General features: G+C 63.6%; 19 protein-coding genes and 1 riboswitch. Of the genes, 12 read left to right on the top strand and 7 right to left on the bottom strand.

Annotated elements, in window-relative coordinates; translation table 11 throughout:
• The first annotated feature begins 67 nt into the window (after nt 1–67).
• Nucleotides 68–658: an RNA 2',3'-cyclic phosphodiesterase gene (gene thpR, locus L981_RS24250; protein ID WP_043622298.1), complete on the top strand. Its 591-nt coding sequence runs from the start codon at nt 68–70 to the stop codon at nt 656–658.
• Here thpR and L981_RS24245 read toward each other — a convergent pair.
• On the bottom strand, nt 595–1071 hold the full coding sequence (locus L981_RS24245) for a low molecular weight protein-tyrosine-phosphatase (RefSeq protein WP_043622294.1): 477 nt from the start codon (nt 1069–1071) through the stop codon (nt 595–597). The two genes, thpR and L981_RS24245, sit on opposite strands and share 64 nt — an antisense overlap.
• 85 nt (nt 1072–1156) lie before the next feature.
• Between L981_RS24245 and L981_RS24240 the strand changes: the two genes are divergently transcribed.
• The 7 genes from L981_RS24240 to L981_RS24210 all read left to right on the top strand — a co-directional run bounded on the left by L981_RS24240 (nt 1157) and on the right by L981_RS24210 (nt 7252).
• A complete protein-coding gene (locus L981_RS24240) occupies nt 1157–1474 on the top strand; it encodes a 4a-hydroxytetrahydrobiopterin dehydratase (RefSeq protein WP_043622291.1) in 318 nt (105 codons plus the stop codon).
• A 49-nt stretch (nt 1475–1523) separates the two neighbouring features.
• A complete protein-coding gene (locus tag L981_RS24235; protein WP_034802857.1) occupies nt 1524–1901 on the top strand; it encodes a YkvA family protein in 378 nt (125 codons plus the stop codon).
• A gap of 399 nt (nt 1902–2300) precedes the next feature.
• Nucleotides 2301–2804 carry an invasion associated locus B family protein gene (locus tag L981_RS24230; protein ID WP_043622333.1) on the top strand — a complete coding sequence of 168 codons (504 nt, stop codon included), beginning with the start codon at nt 2301–2303 and terminating at the stop codon, nt 2802–2804.
• A 234-nt stretch (nt 2805–3038) separates the two neighbouring features.
• On the top strand, nt 3039–4274 hold the full coding sequence (rlmN, locus tag L981_RS24225) for a 23S rRNA (adenine(2503)-C(2))-methyltransferase RlmN (RefSeq protein ID WP_043622331.1): 1236 nt from the start codon (nt 3039–3041) through the stop codon (nt 4272–4274).
• 140 nt (nt 4275–4414) lie between these two features.
• Entirely contained in the window at nt 4415–5368 is a 954-nt protein-coding gene (locus L981_RS24220) for an ABC transporter substrate-binding protein (protein WP_043622288.1), read from the top strand.
• Nucleotides 5369–5582: 214 nt separating this feature from the next.
• Nucleotides 5583–6461: an ABC transporter permease gene (locus tag L981_RS24215; RefSeq protein WP_043622284.1), complete on the top strand. Its 879-nt coding sequence runs from the start codon at nt 5583–5585 to the stop codon at nt 6459–6461.
• Entirely contained in the window at nt 6458–7252 is a 795-nt protein-coding gene (locus L981_RS24210; protein WP_043622281.1) for an ABC transporter ATP-binding protein, read from the top strand. The genes L981_RS24215 and L981_RS24210 overlap by 4 nt, the downstream gene beginning before the upstream one ends.
• 261 nt (nt 7253–7513) lie before the next feature.
• Here L981_RS24210 and L981_RS24205 read toward each other — a convergent pair whose 3' ends face one another.
• Nucleotides 7514–8155 carry a LysE family translocator gene (locus L981_RS24205; protein WP_043622278.1) on the bottom strand — a complete coding sequence of 214 codons (642 nt, stop codon included), beginning with the start codon at nt 8153–8155 and terminating at the stop codon, nt 7514–7516.
• A 172-nt stretch (nt 8156–8327) separates the two neighbouring features.
• Between L981_RS24205 and L981_RS24200 the strand changes: the two genes are divergently transcribed.
• A complete protein-coding gene (locus L981_RS24200; protein ID WP_034802869.1) occupies nt 8328–9545 on the top strand; it encodes an argininosuccinate synthase in 1218 nt (405 codons plus the stop codon).
• A 99-nt stretch (nt 9546–9644) separates the two neighbouring features.
• On the opposite strand, the gene L981_RS24195 is transcribed toward L981_RS24200, so the two are convergent.
• The 5 genes from L981_RS24195 to L981_RS24175 all read right to left on the bottom strand — a co-directional run bounded on the left by L981_RS24195 (nt 9645) and on the right by L981_RS24175 (nt 14587).
• Nucleotides 9645–10877: a multidrug effflux MFS transporter gene (locus tag L981_RS24195; protein WP_043622274.1), complete on the bottom strand. Its 1233-nt coding sequence runs from the start codon at nt 10875–10877 to the stop codon at nt 9645–9647.
• Nucleotides 10874–11377, bottom strand: a complete 504-nt coding sequence (locus tag L981_RS24190) for a MarR family transcriptional regulator (RefSeq protein WP_043622328.1) — start codon at nt 11375–11377, stop codon at nt 10874–10876. The genes L981_RS24195 and L981_RS24190 overlap by 4 nt, the downstream gene beginning before the upstream one ends.
• Nucleotides 11378–11536: 159 nt before the next feature.
• Nucleotides 11537–13363, bottom strand: coding sequence for an ABC-F family ATP-binding cassette domain-containing protein (locus L981_RS24185; protein WP_043622272.1), 1827 nt, complete (start codon nt 13361–13363; stop codon nt 11537–11539).
• A gap of 3 nt (nt 13364–13366) precedes the next feature.
• On the bottom strand, nt 13367–14017 hold the full coding sequence (locus L981_RS24180; protein ID WP_043622326.1) for a thiamine diphosphokinase: 651 nt from the start codon (nt 14015–14017) through the stop codon (nt 13367–13369).
• An 84-nt stretch (nt 14018–14101) separates the two neighbouring features.
• Nucleotides 14102–14587, bottom strand: coding sequence for a GNAT family N-acetyltransferase (locus L981_RS24175; protein WP_043622268.1), 486 nt, complete (start codon nt 14585–14587; stop codon nt 14102–14104).
• A gap of 133 nt (nt 14588–14720) precedes the next feature.
• Nucleotides 14721–14839: riboswitch (TPP riboswitch) on the top strand.
• A 51-nt stretch (nt 14840–14890) separates the two neighbouring features.
• Between L981_RS24175 and thiB the strand changes: the two genes are divergently transcribed.
• Genes thiB through thiQ form a run of 3 tightly spaced genes read left to right on the top strand, consistent with a single transcriptional unit; the run spans nt 14891 to nt 18268 of the window.
• Nucleotides 14891–15919 carry a thiamine ABC transporter substrate binding subunit gene (gene thiB, locus L981_RS24170; protein WP_043622265.1) on the top strand — a complete coding sequence of 343 codons (1029 nt, stop codon included), beginning with the start codon at nt 14891–14893 and terminating at the stop codon, nt 15917–15919.
• Nucleotides 15920–15926: 7 nt separating this feature from the next.
• A complete protein-coding gene (gene thiP / locus L981_RS24165; RefSeq protein ID WP_256364292.1) occupies nt 15927–17552 on the top strand; it encodes a thiamine/thiamine pyrophosphate ABC transporter permease ThiP in 1626 nt (541 codons plus the stop codon).
• Nucleotides 17549–18268 carry a thiamine ABC transporter ATP-binding protein gene (gene thiQ, locus L981_RS24160; RefSeq protein ID WP_043622263.1) on the top strand — a complete coding sequence of 240 codons (720 nt, stop codon included), beginning with the start codon at nt 17549–17551 and terminating at the stop codon, nt 18266–18268. Before thiP ends, thiQ begins: the two co-directional genes overlap by 4 nt.
• Nucleotides 18269–18330 lie beyond the last annotated feature (62 nt).

Raw genomic sequence — 18330 nt, 5'->3', positions numbered from 1 at the left:
TACCAGTTGCGTGCAGATGCGATGCGTGATTCGCTAAGACATCTGCAAGAGATTCGGGGAGCTCGCCATGCCGAGACTATTCACCGCCCTCGAAATTCCGCGCAATGCTGCAATGAGTCTTTCATTGCTGCGCGGAGGTCTTCCCGGAGCTCGCTGGATCGATGTGGAGAACTACCACATCACCCTGCGCTTCATCGGTGACGTCGACTGGCGCACCGCCGACGAGATCATCGACAAGCTCGATCGCATCGAACGTCCCGAATTCCAGCTGCAACTGACCGGCACCGGCGCCTTCGGCTCGAAGAAGCCGCATTCGGTCTGGGCCGGCGTCACCAATCATCCGGAAATGTATGCGCTGCAGGCCGAAATCGAGCGCATCTGCCAGCGGCTCGGACTGGGGCCGGACCCGCGCAAGTTCACCCCGCACGTGACGCTCGCCCGGCTGCGCTCCAGCCGTGTCGAAGACGTGGTCGAGTACCTCTCCGGGCGCGGCAACTTCATGACCTCGCTCTTCAACGTTTCCCGCTTCGTGCTGCTCTCGTCGCGCGATTCGGTCGGCGGCGGACCCTACCTGACGGAAGAGGTCTTCCCGCTTCATGAGGTGCGTTCGCCGAACCTTTCGAGCAACGACGAACATCCGGCCTCAAGCATCTGGTGAAGCGCCTCGAAGGCTTCCGGCCCGTCATAGTAGGGATCCGGCACGTCCCGGCTCTTGCCTGACGCATAGTCGAGAAAGAGATGCACCTTCTGTGCCGTGCCCGCAGGCGCGAGCCTTCTCAGCGTACGAACATTGTTCTCGTCCATGCCGAGGATGATGTCGAAATCGTCGAAATCTGCCGCCGCCACCTGGCGGCCACGCAACGCAGAAATATCGATGCCGTGCCGCCGCGCCGCCTGGATTGATCGCCGGTCCGGCGGATCGCCGATATGCCAGGCGCCGGTTCCCGCCGAATCGATCTCCAGCGCGACGGCCAATCCCTTTTGCTCCGCCAAGGCGCGGAGCACGCCCTCGGCAAGCGGCGACCGGCAGATGTTGCCGAGACAAACGAAAAGAACTCTGACCGGTTTCATGCTATTCAGATTCGAAGGCTGGAGACAGTGGACGCTTATACGCGACAGCTCGGCCTTCGAACAGACGGATGGGAGGAGACAAGCGATGGCAGCGGAGAAACTGGACGAGGCGGCGATTGCCGACAACCTGCACAAGATGGAAGGTTGGGTGCGGGCCGAAGACGGCAACTCGATCTGGAAGGCATTCCGCTTCAAGAACTTCGTCGAGGCCTTCGGCTTCATGACCGAATGCGCGATCGTCGCCGAGAAACTCAACCATCACCCGGAATGGTTCAACGTCTACAATCGCGTCGACGTGACGCTCACGACCCATGACGCCGGCGGATTGAGCGAACTCGACTTCAAACTGGCTGCGCGCATGGACAAAGCAGCGGCCGGCCGCATGCCCGATCATTTGAAATAGAACAGCCAATCCCCATATTGTGAAGCGCTGCAACAGCGGAAGCGGGACGATGGACGACATCAAGATCGGTGAAATTCTCTTGCCGGGCGAAGAATCCGAGCAGGAGCGGCGGGAAAAGCGCGTGAAGCGCCGCTTCTGGCCCACCTTTCGAAGGGCTGCCCGGCAGATCCCCTTCAGCCGCGACCTGGTCGCCGCCTACTACTGCGCCATCGATCCGAAGACGCCGACGCGCACCCGCGGCATCCTGCTTGCCGCCCTCGCCTACTTCGTGCTGCCGATCGATATCATCCCCGACGTGCTGGCCGTCGTCGGCTTCTCCGACGACGTGGCCGTCTTGACCGCGGCCTTTGCTGCGATCAGCGGGCAGATCAAGGAAACGCACTATACCAAGGCCGACGAGACACTGGCCGATACACCAGAGAGCTGACGTCGGACGCACGGCTGTCCGGTTGTGGCGCCCCATTCCCGCCCAAAAGTCAAACTCTTGCCCAATTCTTTGTGGCATACACATGCAAATGACGCCGGCCGCGCGATTTGGCGTGGCTGACGTCAAAGATTGGCTTGGGGCAGGAAACCTTCCGGAACGGCATTCCGAGGCAAGGCGCATCCGGCATCGAACCCGATTCGGCGAAGATGCGAAGCGGCGGTCGGAAAGCATTGCGCAACGGGGCAAACCGCTCCGTTTCGGGGCTAAAAGCCGAGGTTTTCGGCCATCGTTGACGGTTTGGTAACCTGAATTAAGTCAAAACAAATTCAAATGATGACTACGCGTCGCCCGTCTAACCTGTTTCGGGTGATCGAAGAGCAAGAAAAGCGGCAGGACCTCATGTTTGTAAGAAAGATCGCAACCGCAATCGCACTCGTTCTGGCGACCGCCAGCATGGCTGCCGCCCAGTCTCCGACGCGCATCCAGCAGTTCAACGCCTGGGGCGCCTATTCCTACAACGCCGGCGGCGGCAAGGTCTGCTACGTCCTCTCGGTTCCAAAGGAAAAGAGCCCGGCCGGCGTCGACCATGGCGACATCTTCTTCCTCGTCTCCCAGCGCCCGGGCCAGAACATCAGCTACGAGCCCCAGGCGATGATGGGCTATCCCCTCCAGGAAAACTCCAAGGTCAACGTCGTTATCGACGGCCGCACCTTCGTGATGTTCACCAAGGGCAACTCCGCCTGGGTCGAAAACGCAGCGGAAGAACCGGCCCTCGTCGCCGCGATGAAGAACGGCAAGGCCATGTCGGTCAACGCGAAATCGCGCAAGGGCACGACAACGTCCTACTCCTACTCGCTCTCGGGTATCTCCGCTGCGCTGAAGCAGATCGAGGCCTGCAAGTAATCACGGGACGACACGTCACGCGCAAAGGGCCGGCTGCAGAGCCGGCCTTTTGCGTTCACGGACCCTGCCGCGTGACTCCGGGCCAAAACAATGCTAAAGCCCGGCCCAACTTGAGAGCCTCCGCGCCCCGATTGGCCGCTTTCGATGGCTCGACCGATTTCAATTCGCGCATCAGGACGATTTCCGGACCCGCTCTCCGGACGGCCTCACGCCGTATGACAGGACATCATGAGCATGGCAGCCACTGAAATTCTGAACCGGGTGGAAATCGCCAAAGCGCCCCAAGTGCGCGCAGCCGTAGAGGCGGAAAAGCCATCGCTGATCGGTCTTCTGCGCGAGGACATGGCCAGGGCGCTGGTCGAAAAGGGCGTGCCGGAGCGCCAGGTCAAGATGCGCGTCAGCCAGCTCTGGCATTGGCTCTATGTACGCGGCGTCTCCGACTTCGACCATATGACGAACGTATCCAAGGACATGCGCGAGATGCTGAAGCAGCATTTCACCATCGCACGCCCGGAGATCGTCGAAGAGCAGATTTCCGGTGACGGCACCCGCAAGTGGCTGCTGCGCTTCCCGGCGCGCGGCGCCGGCCGTCCAGTCGAGATCGAGACCGTCTACATTCCCGAAGAAGGCCGCGGCACGCTCTGCATTTCGAGCCAGGTCGGCTGCACGCTCACCTGTTCCTTCTGTCACACCGGCACGCAGAAGCTGGTGCGCAACCTGACGGCCGAGGAGATCCTCGCGCAGTTGCTGCTTGCCCGCGATCGGCTCGGCGATTTCCCCGAGCGCGACACGCCGCAGGGTGCAATCGTGCCGGCCGAAGGCCGCAAGATTACCAACATCGTGATGATGGGCATGGGCGAACCGCTCTACAATTTCGAGCACGTCAAGACCGCGCTCCTGATTGCGTCCGACGGCGAAGGCCTGTCGCTTTCCAAGCGCCGCATCACCCTTTCGACCTCCGGCATCGTGCCGGAGATCTACCGCACGGGCGAGGAAATCGGCGTCATGCTGGCGATTTCGCTCCATGCCGTTCGCGACGACCTGCGCGACATGCTGGTGCCGATCAACAAGAAGTACCCGCTGAAGGAACTGATGGACGCCTGCCGCGCCTATCCGGGGCTTTCTAACGCTCGTCGCATCACCTTCGAATATGTGATGCTCAAGGACGTCAACGACAGCCTGGAAGACGCCAAGCAACTGGTGAAGCTGCTGAAGGGCGTGCCGGCGAAGATCAACCTCATCCCGTTCAACCCCTGGCCGGGCACCAACTACCAGTGTTCCGACTGGGAGCACATCGAGAAGTTCGCCGACTTCATCAACCAGGCCGGCTACGCCTCGCCGATCCGCACGCCCCGCGGCCGCGACATTCTCGCCGCCTGCGGCCAGCTGAAGTCGGAATCGGAACGCATGCGCAAGGTCGACCGCCTCGCCTTCGAGGCGATGATGATCGCCAACCACGGCGAAGACTGAGGCGCAGCGCCTGCTTGCGGTTCCTCCGCTCTGCCATCACCCATTGATGAAGAACTTTGATGGGTGATGCAGATCCTATCGATTGATTTCATGTCCCCGGTTTCCTAAGAAAGCGGGAAATCAATTCAGGAGGACAACCCATGCGCTCACTTCTCATCGCCCTTGCCGCCACGGTGGCATTCACTCTGCCCGCCCGTGCCGATGAGGTGACCGTCGCTGTGACCGCGATCGTCGAGCACCCGGCGCTCGACGCCGCCCGCGACGGCGTGAAGGATGCGCTGGCCGCCGCCGGCTACAAGGAAGGCGAGAACCTCAAGTTCCTCTACGAGTCGGCCCAGGGCAACCCGGCGACCGCCGCCCAGATCGCCCGTCAGTTCGCAGGCGAAGCCCCGAACGTGATCGTTCCGATCTCCACGCCGTCGGCCCAGGCGGTCGTCTCCTCGACCCGTGATATCCCGGTCGTCTTCACAGCCGTGTCCGACCCGGTCGGCGCGCAGCTGGTCAAGGACATGGACAAGCCCGGCGGCAACGTCACCGGCCTCTCCGACATGTCACCGGTTGCCGAGCACGTCGCCCTGATCAAGGAAATCCTGCCGAACGCCAAGTCGATCGGTTACCTCTACAATTCCGGCGAAGCCAACTCCGTTTCGCTGCTCGCGGTGCTGAAGACCGAAGCCGAAAAGGCCGGCCTGACCGTCGTCGAGTCCGCCGCGACCAAGTCGGCTGAAGTCCAGGGTGCTGCCCGCGCTCTCGTCGGCCGCGCCGATGCGATCTACGTACCGACCGACAACACGATCATCTCCGCGCTCGAAGGTGCCGTCGCCGTCGCCGAGGAAGCCAAGCTGCCGCTCTTCACCGCCGACACGGATTCCGTTGCCCGCGGCTCGCTCGCAGCCCTCGGCTTCAACTACTACGACGTCGGCAAGCAGACAGGCGAAATCGTCGTTCGCATCCTCAAGGGCGAAAACCCGGGTGACATCGGCGTCAAGGTTGCTGCCGGTTCCGACCTGGTGATCAACAAGAAGGCCGCCGAGAAAATGGGCGTCACCCTTCCGGAAAGTGTCGTAAAGCGCGCAACCCGCGTCGTTGAATAACGCTTTCGACCTTTTCAGGTTCAAGTTTGTTGCGTTTTGCCCGCCTCCGTTCCATACGGGGGCGGTTCGCTATGAGGGGCCCGATCCTTTGGATCTCGGGGCCGCTCCGAAAGTTCTGAGCCGCACATGCGCCGGCCTTGGGCCCCATGTGCCAAGCGGGAGCGTCGCGCCCATAACGACAACCACGCGCGACACGTAAAAAGAGGGTCTGGGGTTGAGTCTAATCGCTTTCTGGGGAGCCGTGGAACTGGGGCTGGTCTACGCCTTCGTCGCCCTTGGCGTCTTTCTCGCATTCCGGGTGCTCGATTTCCCCGACCTGACCGTCGATGGATCCTTTCCGCTGGGGGCAGCCGTCACCGCCGTGCTGATCATCGCCGGCGTCAACCCGTGGCTTGCGGCCTGTGTCGCCATGGTGGCGGGTGCCGCCGCCGGTATCGTCACGGCGATGCTCAACGTGCGCTTCAAGATCCTCAACCTGCTCGCCTCGATCCTGACGATGATCGCGCTGTTCTCGGTGAACCTGCGCGTCATGGGCAAGCCGAACGTCGCGCTGATCAATGCCGACACGATGCTATCGCCCTTCTACGGCCTGGGCTTGCGCGATTTCTACGTCCGGCCGCTGTTCATCGGCGTGCTCGTCGTCGTCGCCGTCATCATCGTCTGGCGCTTCCTTGAGAGCGATGCCGGCCTTGCGATGCGCGCCACCGGCGCCAATGCCCGCATGGCCCGCGCTCAAGGCGTCGATACCAACCGCCAGATCTATCTCGGCATGGCGATCTCCAACGCGCTCGTCGCCTTCGGCGGCGCGCTCTTTGCCCAGACCAACGGTTTCGCGGACGTGACCTCGGGCGTGGGCACCATCGTCGTCGGTCTTGCGGCCGTCATCATCGGCGAGACGCTGCTCGGCGCCCGCGGCATCCTGATCGCGCTCATCGGCTGCGTGCTCGGCTCGATCCTCTACCGCATCGCCATCCAGCTGGCGCTCTCGACCGACATGCTCGGGCTGCAGGCTTCCGACCTCAATTTCGTTACCGCAGCCCTCGTCACCTTCGCCCTCGTCCTTCCCCGCCTGCGTCGTGGAGGTGCGGCATGATCAGTGTCAACAATATCCAGGTCATCTTCGGCAAAGGCACGCCGCTGCAGAAGCAGGCGCTGAACGGCGTCAGCCTGACGATCGAGCAGGGCTCGTTTGTCACAGTCATCGGCTCCAACGGTGCCGGCAAGTCGACGCTGCTCGGCGTGCTCGCCGGCGACGTGCTGCCGAGTGCCGGCCAGGTGACGATCGGCAAGACCGACGTCAGCCGCAAGGGCACCGCCGCCCGCGCCGGCCTCGTCGCCCGCGTCTTCCAGGATCCGCTGACCGGAAGCTGCGGCGCGCTCTCGATCGAGGAAAACCTGGCGCTCGCCGCCAAGCGTGGCGAGGCACGCGGCCTCGCGGCCGCCCTCGGCCCGAAGCGCCGCGAGCATTTCCGCGAGCGCATCGCCGAGCTCAACCTCGGCCTTGAAAACCGCATGGGCGACCGCATGGATCTTCTGTCCGGCGGCCAACGTCAGGCGGTCTCGCTGGTCATGGCGACGCTTGCCGGCTCCGAAGTGCTGCTGCTCGACGAACACACGGCAGCGCTCGACCCTGGCATGGCCGAATTCGTGATGAACCTGACGCAGAAGATCGTTTCCGAGCGCAAGCTGACGACGATGATGGTGACCCACTCGATGCGCCAGGCGCTCGACTACGGCCACCGCACCATCATGCTGCACGGTGGCGAGATCGTGCTCGACGTCGCCGGCGACAGCCGCAAGGAACTGCAGGTCGAAGACCTCATCGCCATGTTCCGCCGCATCCGCGGCCAGACGCTCGACGACGACGCATTGCTCATCGGCTGATCCGGCCTGCTCGACAACTGTTGCTGCCCCTCATCTGCCTGCCGGCATCTTCTCCCCGTAGACACGGGGAGAAGAAAACCCGCGGCGATCGCTCGGTCCCCATCAGGCCTTTGCATAGGCCGCAATCGGCCAGTCCTCCAAGCTTGCCTGCATCACCAACGGTCCCGTTTCCCGCCGTACAGTGCGGCATGCGCTCTTCTCCCCGTCAGAACGGGGAGAAGATGCCGGTAGGCAGATGAGGGGCAAAGCTTCCGGTAAAAATTACCGCGCCGTCGTCATGAAGATCTTCACCGCGAACACCGAAAAGACGCCGGCGAAGCTGAAGTCCAGTGCCCGCATTACGCCCCTGTTGCGCTGCAGCCAGGAGGCAAGCCAGTCGGCAGTGAAGACGACCAGCATGTTCACCGGCATGCCGATGGTGATGAAGAACGCGCCGAGGAACAGAAGCTTGCCGGTGACCGAAGGATCGTCGGCGCTGACGAACTGCGGCAGGAAGGTCATGAAGAAGATGATGACCTTGGGGTTCAAGAGGTTCACCCAGAATCCGGCCGAGATGTTGGCAAGCGCCTTGCCTTCCGTCGGCTCGACCTTCTGCACCGAAATGCTGGAGCCGAAGCGGATCGCCTGGATGGCAAGCCACAGCAGATAGGCGGCACCGCCGGTCTTGAGGATGGCAAAGGCGGTCGGCGAAGCGGTGATCAGCGCCGAGATGCCGAAGGCGACGAGCAGCGTATGCACGACGATGCCGAAGCTGGTACCGAGCACGACGAAAAGGGCTGCCTTCTTGCCCTGGGCGAGGGCCCGGCTGATCGAAAGCGTCATGTCCGGGCCGGGCGTGGCTGCCAGAAGCAGCGTCGCAGCCGCGAAGGTCAGGAGGGTCGGCAGGCTGGGAATGAAGTCCATCATCGTTTCCTCGGCGCGGGGGGTCGCCTCCAGTAATCATGCGCCTGCGCTTTTGCCAGCGGATTCGCATCGTCAGGCGTTCTAGCGCTTGTATCGCCGCAGGTTCTGGCTAAAGTGCCGCAGATTTGCACGCGGCATCGCCGCCCTCCCCAAGACCAGACGGACGGAAACCATGGCATCGCATAAAGACGTGAAAAAGGTCGTTCTCGCCTATTCGGGCGGTCTCGACACCTCGATCATCCTGAAGTGGCTGCAGACCGAACTCGGCGCGGAAGTCGTCACCTTCACCGCCGACCTCGGCCAGGGCGAAGAGCTCGAGCCGGCCCGTAAGAAGGCCGAGATGCTCGGCATCAAGGAGATCTACATCGAGGACGTCCGCGAGGAGTTCGTCAAGGATTTCGTCTTCCCGATGTTCCGCGCCAACGCCGTCTATGAAGGCGTTTACCTGCTCGGCACCTCGATCGCCCGCCCGCTGATCTCCAAGCACCTGATCGACATCGCCAAGAAGACCGGCGCCGACGCGATCGCCCATGGCGCGACCGGCAAGGGCAACGACCAGGTTCGCTTCGAGCTTTCGGCCTATGCGCTGAACCCGGACATCAAGATCATCGCGCCGTGGCGCGACTGGTCGTTCAAGAGCCGCACCGACCTGCTCGAATTCGCCGAGAAGCATCAGATCCCGGTTGCCAAGGACAAGAAGGGCGAAGCGCCGTTCTCCGTCGACGCCAACCTGCTGCACTCCTCGTCCGAGGGCAAGGTTCTCGAAGACCCGGCACTGGAAGCCCCTGAATACGTGCACATGCGCACGATCTCGCCGGAAGCCGCTCCGGATCAGGCGACCGTCATCAAGATCGGCTTCGAGCGCGGCGACGCCGTCTCGATCAACGGCGTACGCCTGTCGCCGGCAACCCTGCTTGCCAAGCTCAACGAGTACGGCCGCGACAACGGCATCGGCCGTCTCGACCTCGTCGAGAACCGCTTCGTCGGCATGAAGTCGCGCGGCGTCTACGAGACCCCCGGCGGCACCATCCTGCTCTCCGCGCACCGCGCAATCGAGAGCATCACGCTCGACCGGGGTGCTGCCCACCTCAAGGACGAGTTGATGCCGCGCTACGCCGAGCTGATCTATTACGGCTTCTGGTTCTCACCGGAGCGCGAGATGCTGCAGGCCGCAATCGACAAGAGCCAGGAGCATGTTGAAGGCGAAGTGACGTTGAAGCTCTACAAGGGCAACGTCATGGTCATCGGCCGCGAGAGCGACAAGTCGCTCTACTCCGACAAGCTCGTCACCTTCGAGGACGACCAGGGCGCCTACGACCAGAAGGATGCCGCCGGCTTCATCAAGCTCAACGCGCTGCGCCTGCGCACGCTGGCCGCGCGCAACCGCTAAGACGACGCGTTTTGAAAAAAGAAGCCTCCGCGACCCGTTCGCGGAGGCTTTTTCATATGCAGGGCGAAGCGGTATCGATGCCGATGCCGCACCAGATTTCTACTCCGCCGCTTCCGAAAGCGGATCCTTGACCGGCACGGCGAGCGGCTGCGAGCGAACGTTGCGGCGATACCAGACATAGCTCAGGATGCAGACGAGGCCGAAGCATGGAATGATCGTGCCGAGCGCCAGCACCGGAGCGCCGACCGCCGCGGCGACCGCGCCACCAAGCAGCCCCGAGCCCATCTGGACGAAACCCATCACTGCCGACGCCGTGCCAGCGATGTCCGGAAACGGCGCCATCGCCGCCGTCATCATATAGGGCATGACGAAGGCGATGCCGAAGGCATAAATCCCGATCGGCAGCATGACCGAGAGGAAGCTCGGGGGCAGCATGTGCATGGTGTAGGCAAGGGCGAGGCTGGCCGCACCGATGAAGACGAGGCCGGCCGGCACCAGCGACTGCGGCGTGAAACGCCGCATCAGCAGCCGCACCACCACCGTTCCCGAAAAGAAAAGGCCCGACTGCATCAGCATGCCGACGCCGAACTCGGTCGGTGTCAGCCCCACTGCATTGATCAGTACGAAGGGCAGCATGGTCGCCCAGGCATAAAGTGCGCCGACCGCTCCGCCGATCACAAGTGTCGAGGAAACGAAGCGGCTGTCGCTCACCAACCGCCGATAGGCCGCAAGGATGGGCTTCAGGTGGCCCTTGGCCGGATCCGGGGTCGCGGTCTCGGCCATGAAAAACTGCACGGTGAGACAGGCCATGGCGGCAAAGCCGACCATCAGGAAGAAGATCGACTGCCACCCGAAGAGACCGAGCGCCAGGCCGCCAAGCGTCGGTGACACGGCGGGTCCGAGAGCCAGCATCATGCCAATCATGTTCATGATGCGTGCGGCTTCAGTCCCGGTGAACTGGTCGCGCACGATCGCACGCGCCACGGTCATCCCGACGGAGGCGCCGATGCCTTGCACCAGGCGGCCGGCCAAAAGCACCGCGACGGAAGGCGCAAAGGCCGCCATCAGGCTGCCGACGAGGTAGATGGCCATGAAGATCAGCGTCGCGCGCCGGCGTCCGATCACGTCGGAAAGCGTACCCGAGACAAGCTGGGCGAAGGCGAAACCCGCAAAATAGAGCGACAGCGTCATCTTGATCGCCGCTTCGCTGGAGGAGAAGGCCCGCACCAGTTCCGGCATCGCCGGCGTATAGAGCGCCATGGAAACGGGCCCGAGCGCCACTAGGAAGGCGCCGATGATGCTCGTGCGCCGCTCGCTCATGCGACGCGTCATTGCGCGGCTCCGACCCGAACCTCGGCCTTCTCCGCTGTATCCTTGCCGGCAAGGCACGGATCGAGCTGACGCAGATTGTCACGCAGGATGCGCAGGTTGGAACAGAGAAGCGCGCGCGCTTCCGCATCCAGCCCCTCGGTATAGGCATCCATCATTTCGCGAAGCCCGGTCATCAGCTCGTTGAGCAGCGGACCCGCCTTTTCGGTGATGATGACATTCTTGGCGCGACGATCCGCCGGATCGGGAACACGGGCGACGAGCCCGTTCGTCTCCAGCCGGTCGAGATAGGCCGACAGCGTCATCGGCTCAATGCCCATGCGCGTTGCGATTTCGGCCTGTTTGATGCCCTCGGTAAGCGCCGCCTGGATCAGGGTGCGCGCCTCGCCGGGTGTGATGCCCAGGTCCATGGCATTGACCTTGCGGTCGAAGGCCCCGCGCAAGAGGCGCGAGACATCGGTCAGAAGCATCCCAATAGTTTCGGATTCTAGCTTGAAGGGCATCATGATCGTTCACAGGTGATATAATAAGTTTTACTTATCATAGCATCTGATAACGTTCAACGCGGCAAACCATCTTTCCCTTACCAGTTTAACGGTAAAACCCGCAAGGATTCAACGTATTACCTTCGCATTCACGCATGGAGCCGTCTTGGCTGTATCTCAGCCCTCGAGCTCCTCGCGCAGCATCTCGAGCTCCAGCCATTCCTCTTCCATGCGAGCGAGGTCGGCACGCAGCTTTTCCAGTTCCTGTGCCAGTTTCGCAAAAGCATTTGGATCTTTTGTGAAGAGGTTGGGATCCGCCATCTTTTCTTCGCGCTTGGCAGCCTCGGCCTCCGCCTTGGCGATCTCCTTCGGCAGGTTTTCGAGCGCGAACTTCTGCTTGTAGGAAAGCTTGCCCTTGGCAGCCTTCGGCGCTTCGGCCGTGGGTGCGGCTGCATCGGCCTTGGCTTTCTCCGCCTTCTCGGCCTTGCGCTTCTCCTCGATCGCGCCCTTGCGCTGCGCCATCATGTCGGAATAGCCGCCGGCATACTCGATCCAGCGCCCATCCGGCGCCTCCGGATTGGCTGGTGCGATCGTCGAGGTGACGGTGCGGTCGAGGAAGTCGCGGTCGTGGCTGACGAGGATCACCGTTCCGGCAAAGCCGGCAACGATCTCCTGCAGCAGGTCGAGCGTCTCGATGTCGAGATCGTTGGTCGGCTCGTCGAGGATCAGAAGGTTCGTCGCCCGCGCGAGAATGCGCGCCAGCATCAGCCTTGCGCGCTCGCCGCCCGAAAGCTCACGGATCGGGGTGCGCGCCTGCTCCGGCTGGAACAGGAAGTCCTTCATGTAGCCGGTAACGTGGCGCTGCTCGCCATTGACCAGCAGGTTGTCGCCGCGCCCGTCCGTCAGGTAGTGCGCCAGCGTATCGTCGAGATTGAGGTCTTCGCGCTTCTGGTCGAGCGTCGCGATTTCCAGATTTGTGCCGAGCTTGACCGTGCCCGTGTCCGGCTCGATCTGTCCGGTCAGTATCTTCAGGAGCGTCGTCTTGCCGGCACCGTTCGGGCCGACGAGACCGATGCGGTCGCCGCGGTGCACGCGGATCGAGAACGGCGCGACGATTGTGCGCTCGCCATAGGCCTTGGTGATCTTCTCGGCCTCGATCACCAGCTTGCCGGATTCCTTGGCGTCGGCGGCAGTCGCCTGCACGGTGCCCTGCGGCCCCTTGTGGCCGCGATAGGTCGCCCGCATGGTCTGCAGCTCGCCGAGGCGGCGCATGTTGCGCTTGCGCCGCGCGGTCACGCCGTAGCGCAGCCAATGTTCCTCGCGCTCAATCGCCTTGCCGAGCTTGTGCTGCTCCAGCTCCTCGGCCTCCAGCACCTCGTCGCGCCAGGCCTCGAAATGGGCAAAGCCACGGTCGAGGCGACGGGACTGACCACGGTCGAGCCAGACGGTGGCGGTCGAGACCTTTTCCAGGAAGCGCCGGTCGTGCGAGATCAGCACCAGCGCCGAGCGGCTGCGGATCAGTTCGTCTTCCAGCCATTCGATCGTCGGCAGATCGAGATGGTTGGTCGGCTCGTCGAGCAAAAGGATGTCCGGCTCCGGCGCCATGACGCGGGCAAGTGCTGCGCGACGCGCTTCGCCGCCGGAAAGGCGCTTGGGATCCTCTTCGCCGGTCAGCCCCAGATGCTGCAGCAGATAGGCGACGCGATAGGGATCGTCGCTCGGGCCGAGGCCCGCCTCGGCATAGGCCTGCACCGTGTCGTAACCGTCGAAATCCGGCGCCTGGTGCAGATAGCGGATGGTTGCCGAGGGATGGCGGAACACTTCGCCCGACTGCGCCTCTGCAAGGCCCGCGGCGATCTTCATCAGCGTCGATTTGCCCGAGCCGTTGCGGCCGACCAGGCAGATCTTGTCGCCCGGCTCCACTTGAAAATTGGCGCCGGCAAGCAGCGGCGTGCCGCCAAAGGTGAGGAAGATATCGTCGAGTTTCAGAATGGGAGGCGCCAAGGCTCAGGCTCCGGAAAGGTCATAGGGGCGGGCAAGCACGAGGGCACGGCCGCTCTTGAGAGTGAAGCGAAGGTGACCCTCCGCAACGTTGGAAACGGTTCGGGACGAGCCGAACGGCAGGGTGAAATCGTCGAGCGGATAACGCGCATTGACGATCGAAAGACCGGTCAGCTCGGTCAACCCGAGGACCGAGAAGAGGCAGCCCTTGGGCAGGTCGACTTCGAGCGAGCCGGCCAGCAGCGGATAGGCCTCTTCCTCGCCCGACGTCATCAACACCGAAAGCCCACGCTCGGCAAGGGCGACGGCATGAAGCAGATGCATGAACGCATGATCACTGCGGGTGCCGCCGAGCGCGCCGGCGAAGATCAGGCGATCGGCCCCGCGCGACAGCGCCGCCTCGACCGCGATCTCACCGTCCGTCGCGGCCTTTGCCGCCGGATAGGGCTCGCGCGGAACCGAGGCGTAGTCCGCAAGAAGGGCTTCCTCGGTCGAGTCGAAATCACCGACCCAGACATCGGGCACGATGCCGAGCAGCCGCGCATGGCGCATGCCGCCATCAGCCGCGATGAAGCGACTTGCGGCCAGCTGGTGAGCCAGCCGGTCGGTCAGCGAAAGGGCGCCGCCAAGCAGAATGGTGAAGGTCGATCGAGCCATGGCAAAGCCCATAGCGCAAAGGACCGCCGAAGGAAAACGAAGAAAACCGTCGGGCGACCGGTTCTTAAGATTTTGGTCAGACCGTCAATGCCCCTCGGGCACCGGATCGGGGAACAGCATGCCGGCATAAACGCCGGGGGTCGAATCCGGAATCTCGACGGCCCCGGCCACCCGCTCGTAGAACTTCGCCGGCCCGACACCGCCGATAATCGCGTAGCCGTAGCCGGCCTCGCGCATGGCCGTCAGGCTTGCAAGCAGCAACGCCTCGCCGATGCCCTGCCCGCGCATGCTTTCGTCGACACCGGTCGGACCAAAGAAGCCGAGTGCCGTTACGTCGTGGCAGGAAAAGCCGACAATCTTTTCCTCACGGACTGCGACATGCATGCGCGTCGGGGTGGAGGAAAAGGCGGCTTCCGCCTCGCCCGCCCATCCGGCGCCAAAGGTCTTTTCGATCCAGGACACGACAAGGCGGCGCTCCGGCGCCATGGCGCGGCGAATGCTGACGCCAGGACCAAGCTTCGACTGAGGCTCAGCCGGCAGGGCATAAAGTCGAACGAGCATATCGGGCATGACATTTTCTCCTCGCTGCCGTTGTGTAGCGCAGTTGGCGGCTTACGCAAACATGCGCCGTCGTGCCGGCCAGCCGCCCTTGCTTCCCCGCAAACATCGCTTGCCTTGGGGCCTTGGCAGCGGTAAATCTCTTGCCGCTCTAACGGGGTGCCTCCCGACCGCACAGCGGCCGGAGGCTGAGAGGCGTCAAAACGCCAACCCGCGGAACCTGATCCGGCTCATACCGGCGGAGGGATTAGACGCGATCGGATCGATACGCCCTTTTCCCATGCAACAACGAACTTTGGGAGAGAGGTCCTCGCCATGTCCAATTCATCGCAACTCAAACTCTTTAGCCGGCTAGCCCTTGCGACGGCCGCGAGCCTTGTTTTCTCCGGCGTCGCGACCGCCGCCGACAAGACGCTGACGGTCTATACCTATGAGAGCTTCATCACCGAATGGGGACCGGGCGCCAAGGTTGCGGAAGCCTTCGAGAAGACCTGCGAGTGCAAGGTCAACTATGTCGGCGTCGCCGACGGCGTCGAGCTGCTCACCCGCCTGAAGCTCGAAGGCGAGGCTTCCAAGGCCGACATCGTGCTCGGCCTCGACACCAATCTGGTTGCGGAAGCCAAGGAAACGGGCTTCTTCGCGCCGCACGGTATCGAGGCAACCGGCGTCACCGTGCCCGGGAACTTCTCCGACGACACCTTCCTGCCCTATGACTACGGCCACTTCGCCGTCGTCTACGACACCGAGACGCTGAAGACGCCACCGAAGAGCCTGAAGGAACTGGTCGAAGGCGACCCGTCGCAGAAGATCGTCGTCGAGGACCCGCGCACCTCGACGCCGGGCCTCGGCCTCCTGCTCTGGGTCAAGGCCGTCTATGGCGACGAGGCGGGTGCTGCCTGGGCGAAGCTGAAGGACCGCGTCCTGACCGTCACTCCCGGCTGGTCGGAAGCCTATGGCCTCTTCACCAAAGGCGAGGCGCCGATGGTGCTGTCCTACACCACGTCGCCGGCCTACCACATGGTCGCGGAAAACACCGAGCGCTATCAGGCGGCTGCCTTCTCCGAAGGCCACTACATCCAGATCGAAGTCGCCGGCATGACCAAGAACGCCAAGGAGCCGGAACTGGCAAAACAGTTCCTCGCCTTCATGACCGGTCCGGAGTTCCAGTCGATCATCCCGACGACCAACTGGATGATGCCGGTCGCGGCGACCAAGGAGCCGCTGCCGGACGCCTTCAACAAGCTGGTCAAGCCGGATAACACCTTCCTCCTGCCCTCGGAGGAAGTCGCCAAGAACCGCAAGGCCTGGATCGACGAATGGCTCGCCGCCATGAGCAAGAACTGAGGCCGGATTGTTCGCACTGCGCGAAAATCGCATGACAGTGGTCGCCGGGGCAATTTGCCTCGGCGCCTTCGTCCTTTTCGTCGGCCTGGCGATCGTCGCCTTGCTGAGCCAGACGGGCGGCGCCAGCGATGACGCGCTCTTCGACGCCTATATCTGGCGCGTCACCCGCTTCACGCTGCTGCAGGCGACACTCTCGACGCTGCTGTCGGTGCTCTTTGCCATCCCCGTCGCCCGGGCGCTGGCGCGACGGCCGCAGTTTCCCGGCCGCATCTGGCTCTTGCGCCTGATGGCGCTGCCGCTCGGATTGCCGGTTCTCGTCGGCGCACTCGGGCTGATCGAGATCTGGGGGCGCCAGGGCTTCCTCAATTCCGGCCTGCGCTGGCTCGGCCTCGCGCAGCCCGTCAGCATTTACGGCCTGTTCGGCATCCTGCTCGCCCACGTATTCTTCAACATGCCGCTTGCGGCACGCCTGTTCCTGGCCGGGCTCGAGCGCATCCCCGCCGAGTACTGGCGCAGCGCCGCCAATCTCGGCATGCCGTCGCGCGCACTCTTCCGTTTCATCGAATGGCCGGTCCTGCGCGGCCTCCTTCCAGGTGCCGCCGGCCTCGTCTTCATGCTCTGTGCCACCAGCTTCACCCTCGTGTTGACGCTCGGCGGCGGGCCTGCGGCCAGCACAATCGAAGTCGCGATCTACCAAGCGCTGCGCTTCGATTTCGATCCGCCCCGCGCGATCGCGCTATCGGCCCTGCAGATCGCCATGACCGGCCTGCTGCTGTTCCTGCTTCGTTATCTGGCGACCGAACCGGAAGAGGGCATGACCGGTGGCCGCACCGTGCGCCGCTTCGATGGCGCATCCAGGATCGCGCGCCTGAGCGATGCCGCCTGGATCGCCCTTGCCTTTCTGTTTCTCGGCGCACCGCTGGTCGCCGTCCTCATCTCCGGCCTCGAAGCCGATCTGCTGAAGCTCGCGCGCGACCCGGCGGTGCACCGGGCGCTACTGACCAGCGCGGCAATCGCGCTCGCCTCGGCCCTCGCCTCCGTCACCATGGCGGCCGTGATGATCCGCGCAGCCGCGACCGTCACCGCGCCGCGTCACGCGACGTCGCTCGCCCGCGGCTTTGCCGGCGCCATCGGCGCCAGCACCTCGCTGATCCTGCTGGTGCCGCCCGTGGTACTTGGTGCCGGCTGGTTCCTTCTGCTGCGTCCCTTCGGCGATGTCGCGCGTTTTGCGCCCGTTATCGTCGTGGCGATCAATGCGCTGATGGCACTTCCCTTCGTCCATCGCATCCTCGCGCCGGCAATGGCGACCCATGCGGCGCGATCGGAACGGCTGACGGCAAGCCTTGGCATCCGTGGTTTTGATCGCCTGCGATGGATCGACTTTCCGGCGCTGCGCAAGCCGCTGCTGATGGCACTTTCCTTCGCCATGGCGCTGTCGCTCGGCGATCTCGGCGCCGTCGCCCTCTTCGGCAGCCAAGACATGGTCACGCTGCCCTGGCTGCTCTACAGCCGCATGGGCAGCTACCGCACCGCCGACGCCGCCGGTCTCGCCCTTTTCCTCGGGCTTCTGTGCCTGATCTTCACCATCCTCGGCACGGCGAATGACAGCCGGCCGGAAAGACGCAAAGCATGACCCACCCCGTCCCCGCGATAGAGCTGCGCGATGTCGAGGTCCGTTTCGAAACGGCCGCGCTCACCTTCGATTGCGCGATTGCCACCGGTGGCATCGTCGCCGTCGCCGGTGCGTCTGGCTCCGGCAAGTCGACGCTGCTCCACCTTATTGCCGGGTTCGAGGACCCCGATCGCGGCGAGGTCCGCATTCTCGGCGAGAACGTGGCCGATCGGGCGCCGTCGGAACGGCCGGTCTCGATGATCTTCCAGGACAACAACCTTTTCGCCCATCTCGACGTCACGACCAATATCGGCCTCGGCATCGACCCGGCGCTTCGATTGACCGCGACCGACCGCGACAAGATCGAAGACGCGCTCCGCCGCGTCGGGCTCGAAGGCTTCGACAAAAGGCTGCCGCCAACGCTTTCCGGCGGCGAACGCCAGCGTGTCGCGCTTGCCCGGGCGCTTGTGCGAAAGCGCCCGCTGCTGCTTCTCGACGAGCCCTTCGCGGCGCTTGATCCCGGCATGCGCGCCGGCATGCGCACACTCCTGCGGGACCTGCACGCGGAAGAGGGCAACACGATCCTGATGATCACACACCATCCCGAAGACGTGAAAGCCCTGGCCGACAGCGTGCTTTTTCTCGACCAGGGGCGTATCATCGCAAACGATACCCTCGACCGTTTCCTGGAGCGGCGGGATAATGCGGCGATCGACCGCTTTCTCGGCAATACTTGAAGGACGGATCGGATTCACCGCGCCCTTGGCCGGTTGCCACAATTTGACCGCGGCGCCATGCG

The sequence above is a fragment of the Ensifer sp. ZNC0028 genome (assembly GCF_000799055.1).
GTDB lineage: Bacteria > Pseudomonadota > Alphaproteobacteria > Rhizobiales > Rhizobiaceae > Ensifer.
This window is presented reverse-complemented; position numbering and strand designations above follow the sequence as displayed.

Bases quoted from the DNA above. Each gene is read 5' to 3' on its own strand.
- L981_RS24210 (WP_043622281.1), top strand. From the start codon at position 6,458: ATGATCAGTGTCAACAATATCCAGGTCATCTTCGGCAAAGGCACGCCG.
- L981_RS24240 (WP_043622291.1), top strand. From the start codon at position 1,157: ATGGCAGCGGAGAAACTGGACGAGGCGGCGATTGCCGACAACCTGCAC.
- L981_RS24245 (WP_043622294.1), bottom strand. From the start codon at position 1,071: ATGAAACCGGTCAGAGTTCTTTTCGTTTGTCTCGGCAACATCTGCCGG.
- L981_RS24200 (WP_034802869.1), top strand. From the start codon at position 8,328: ATGGCATCGCATAAAGACGTGAAAAAGGTCGTTCTCGCCTATTCGGGC.
- thpR (WP_043622298.1), top strand. From the start codon at position 68: ATGCCGAGACTATTCACCGCCCTCGAAATTCCGCGCAATGCTGCAATG.
- thiB (WP_043622265.1), top strand. From the start codon at position 14,891: ATGTCCAATTCATCGCAACTCAAACTCTTTAGCCGGCTAGCCCTTGCG.
- L981_RS24175 (WP_043622268.1), bottom strand. From the start codon at position 14,587: ATGCCCGATATGCTCGTTCGACTTTATGCCCTGCCGGCTGAGCCTCAG.
- L981_RS24230 (WP_043622333.1), top strand. From the start codon at position 2,301: ATGTTTGTAAGAAAGATCGCAACCGCAATCGCACTCGTTCTGGCGACC.
- L981_RS24220 (WP_043622288.1), top strand. From the start codon at position 4,415: ATGCGCTCACTTCTCATCGCCCTTGCCGCCACGGTGGCATTCACTCTG.
- L981_RS24235 (WP_034802857.1), top strand. From the start codon at position 1,524: ATGGACGACATCAAGATCGGTGAAATTCTCTTGCCGGGCGAAGAATCC.
- L981_RS24205 (WP_043622278.1), bottom strand. From the start codon at position 8,155: ATGGACTTCATTCCCAGCCTGCCGACCCTCCTGACCTTCGCGGCTGCG.
- rlmN (WP_043622331.1), top strand. From the start codon at position 3,039: ATGGCAGCCACTGAAATTCTGAACCGGGTGGAAATCGCCAAAGCGCCC.
- L981_RS24190 (WP_043622328.1), bottom strand. From the start codon at position 11,377: ATGCCCTTCAAGCTAGAATCCGAAACTATTGGGATGCTTCTGACCGAT.
- L981_RS24195 (WP_043622274.1), bottom strand. From the start codon at position 10,877: ATGACGCGTCGCATGAGCGAGCGGCGCACGAGCATCATCGGCGCCTTC.
- L981_RS24180 (WP_043622326.1), bottom strand. From the start codon at position 14,017: ATGGCTCGATCGACCTTCACCATTCTGCTTGGCGGCGCCCTTTCGCTG.
- thiQ (WP_043622263.1), top strand. From the start codon at position 17,549: ATGACCCACCCCGTCCCCGCGATAGAGCTGCGCGATGTCGAGGTCCGT.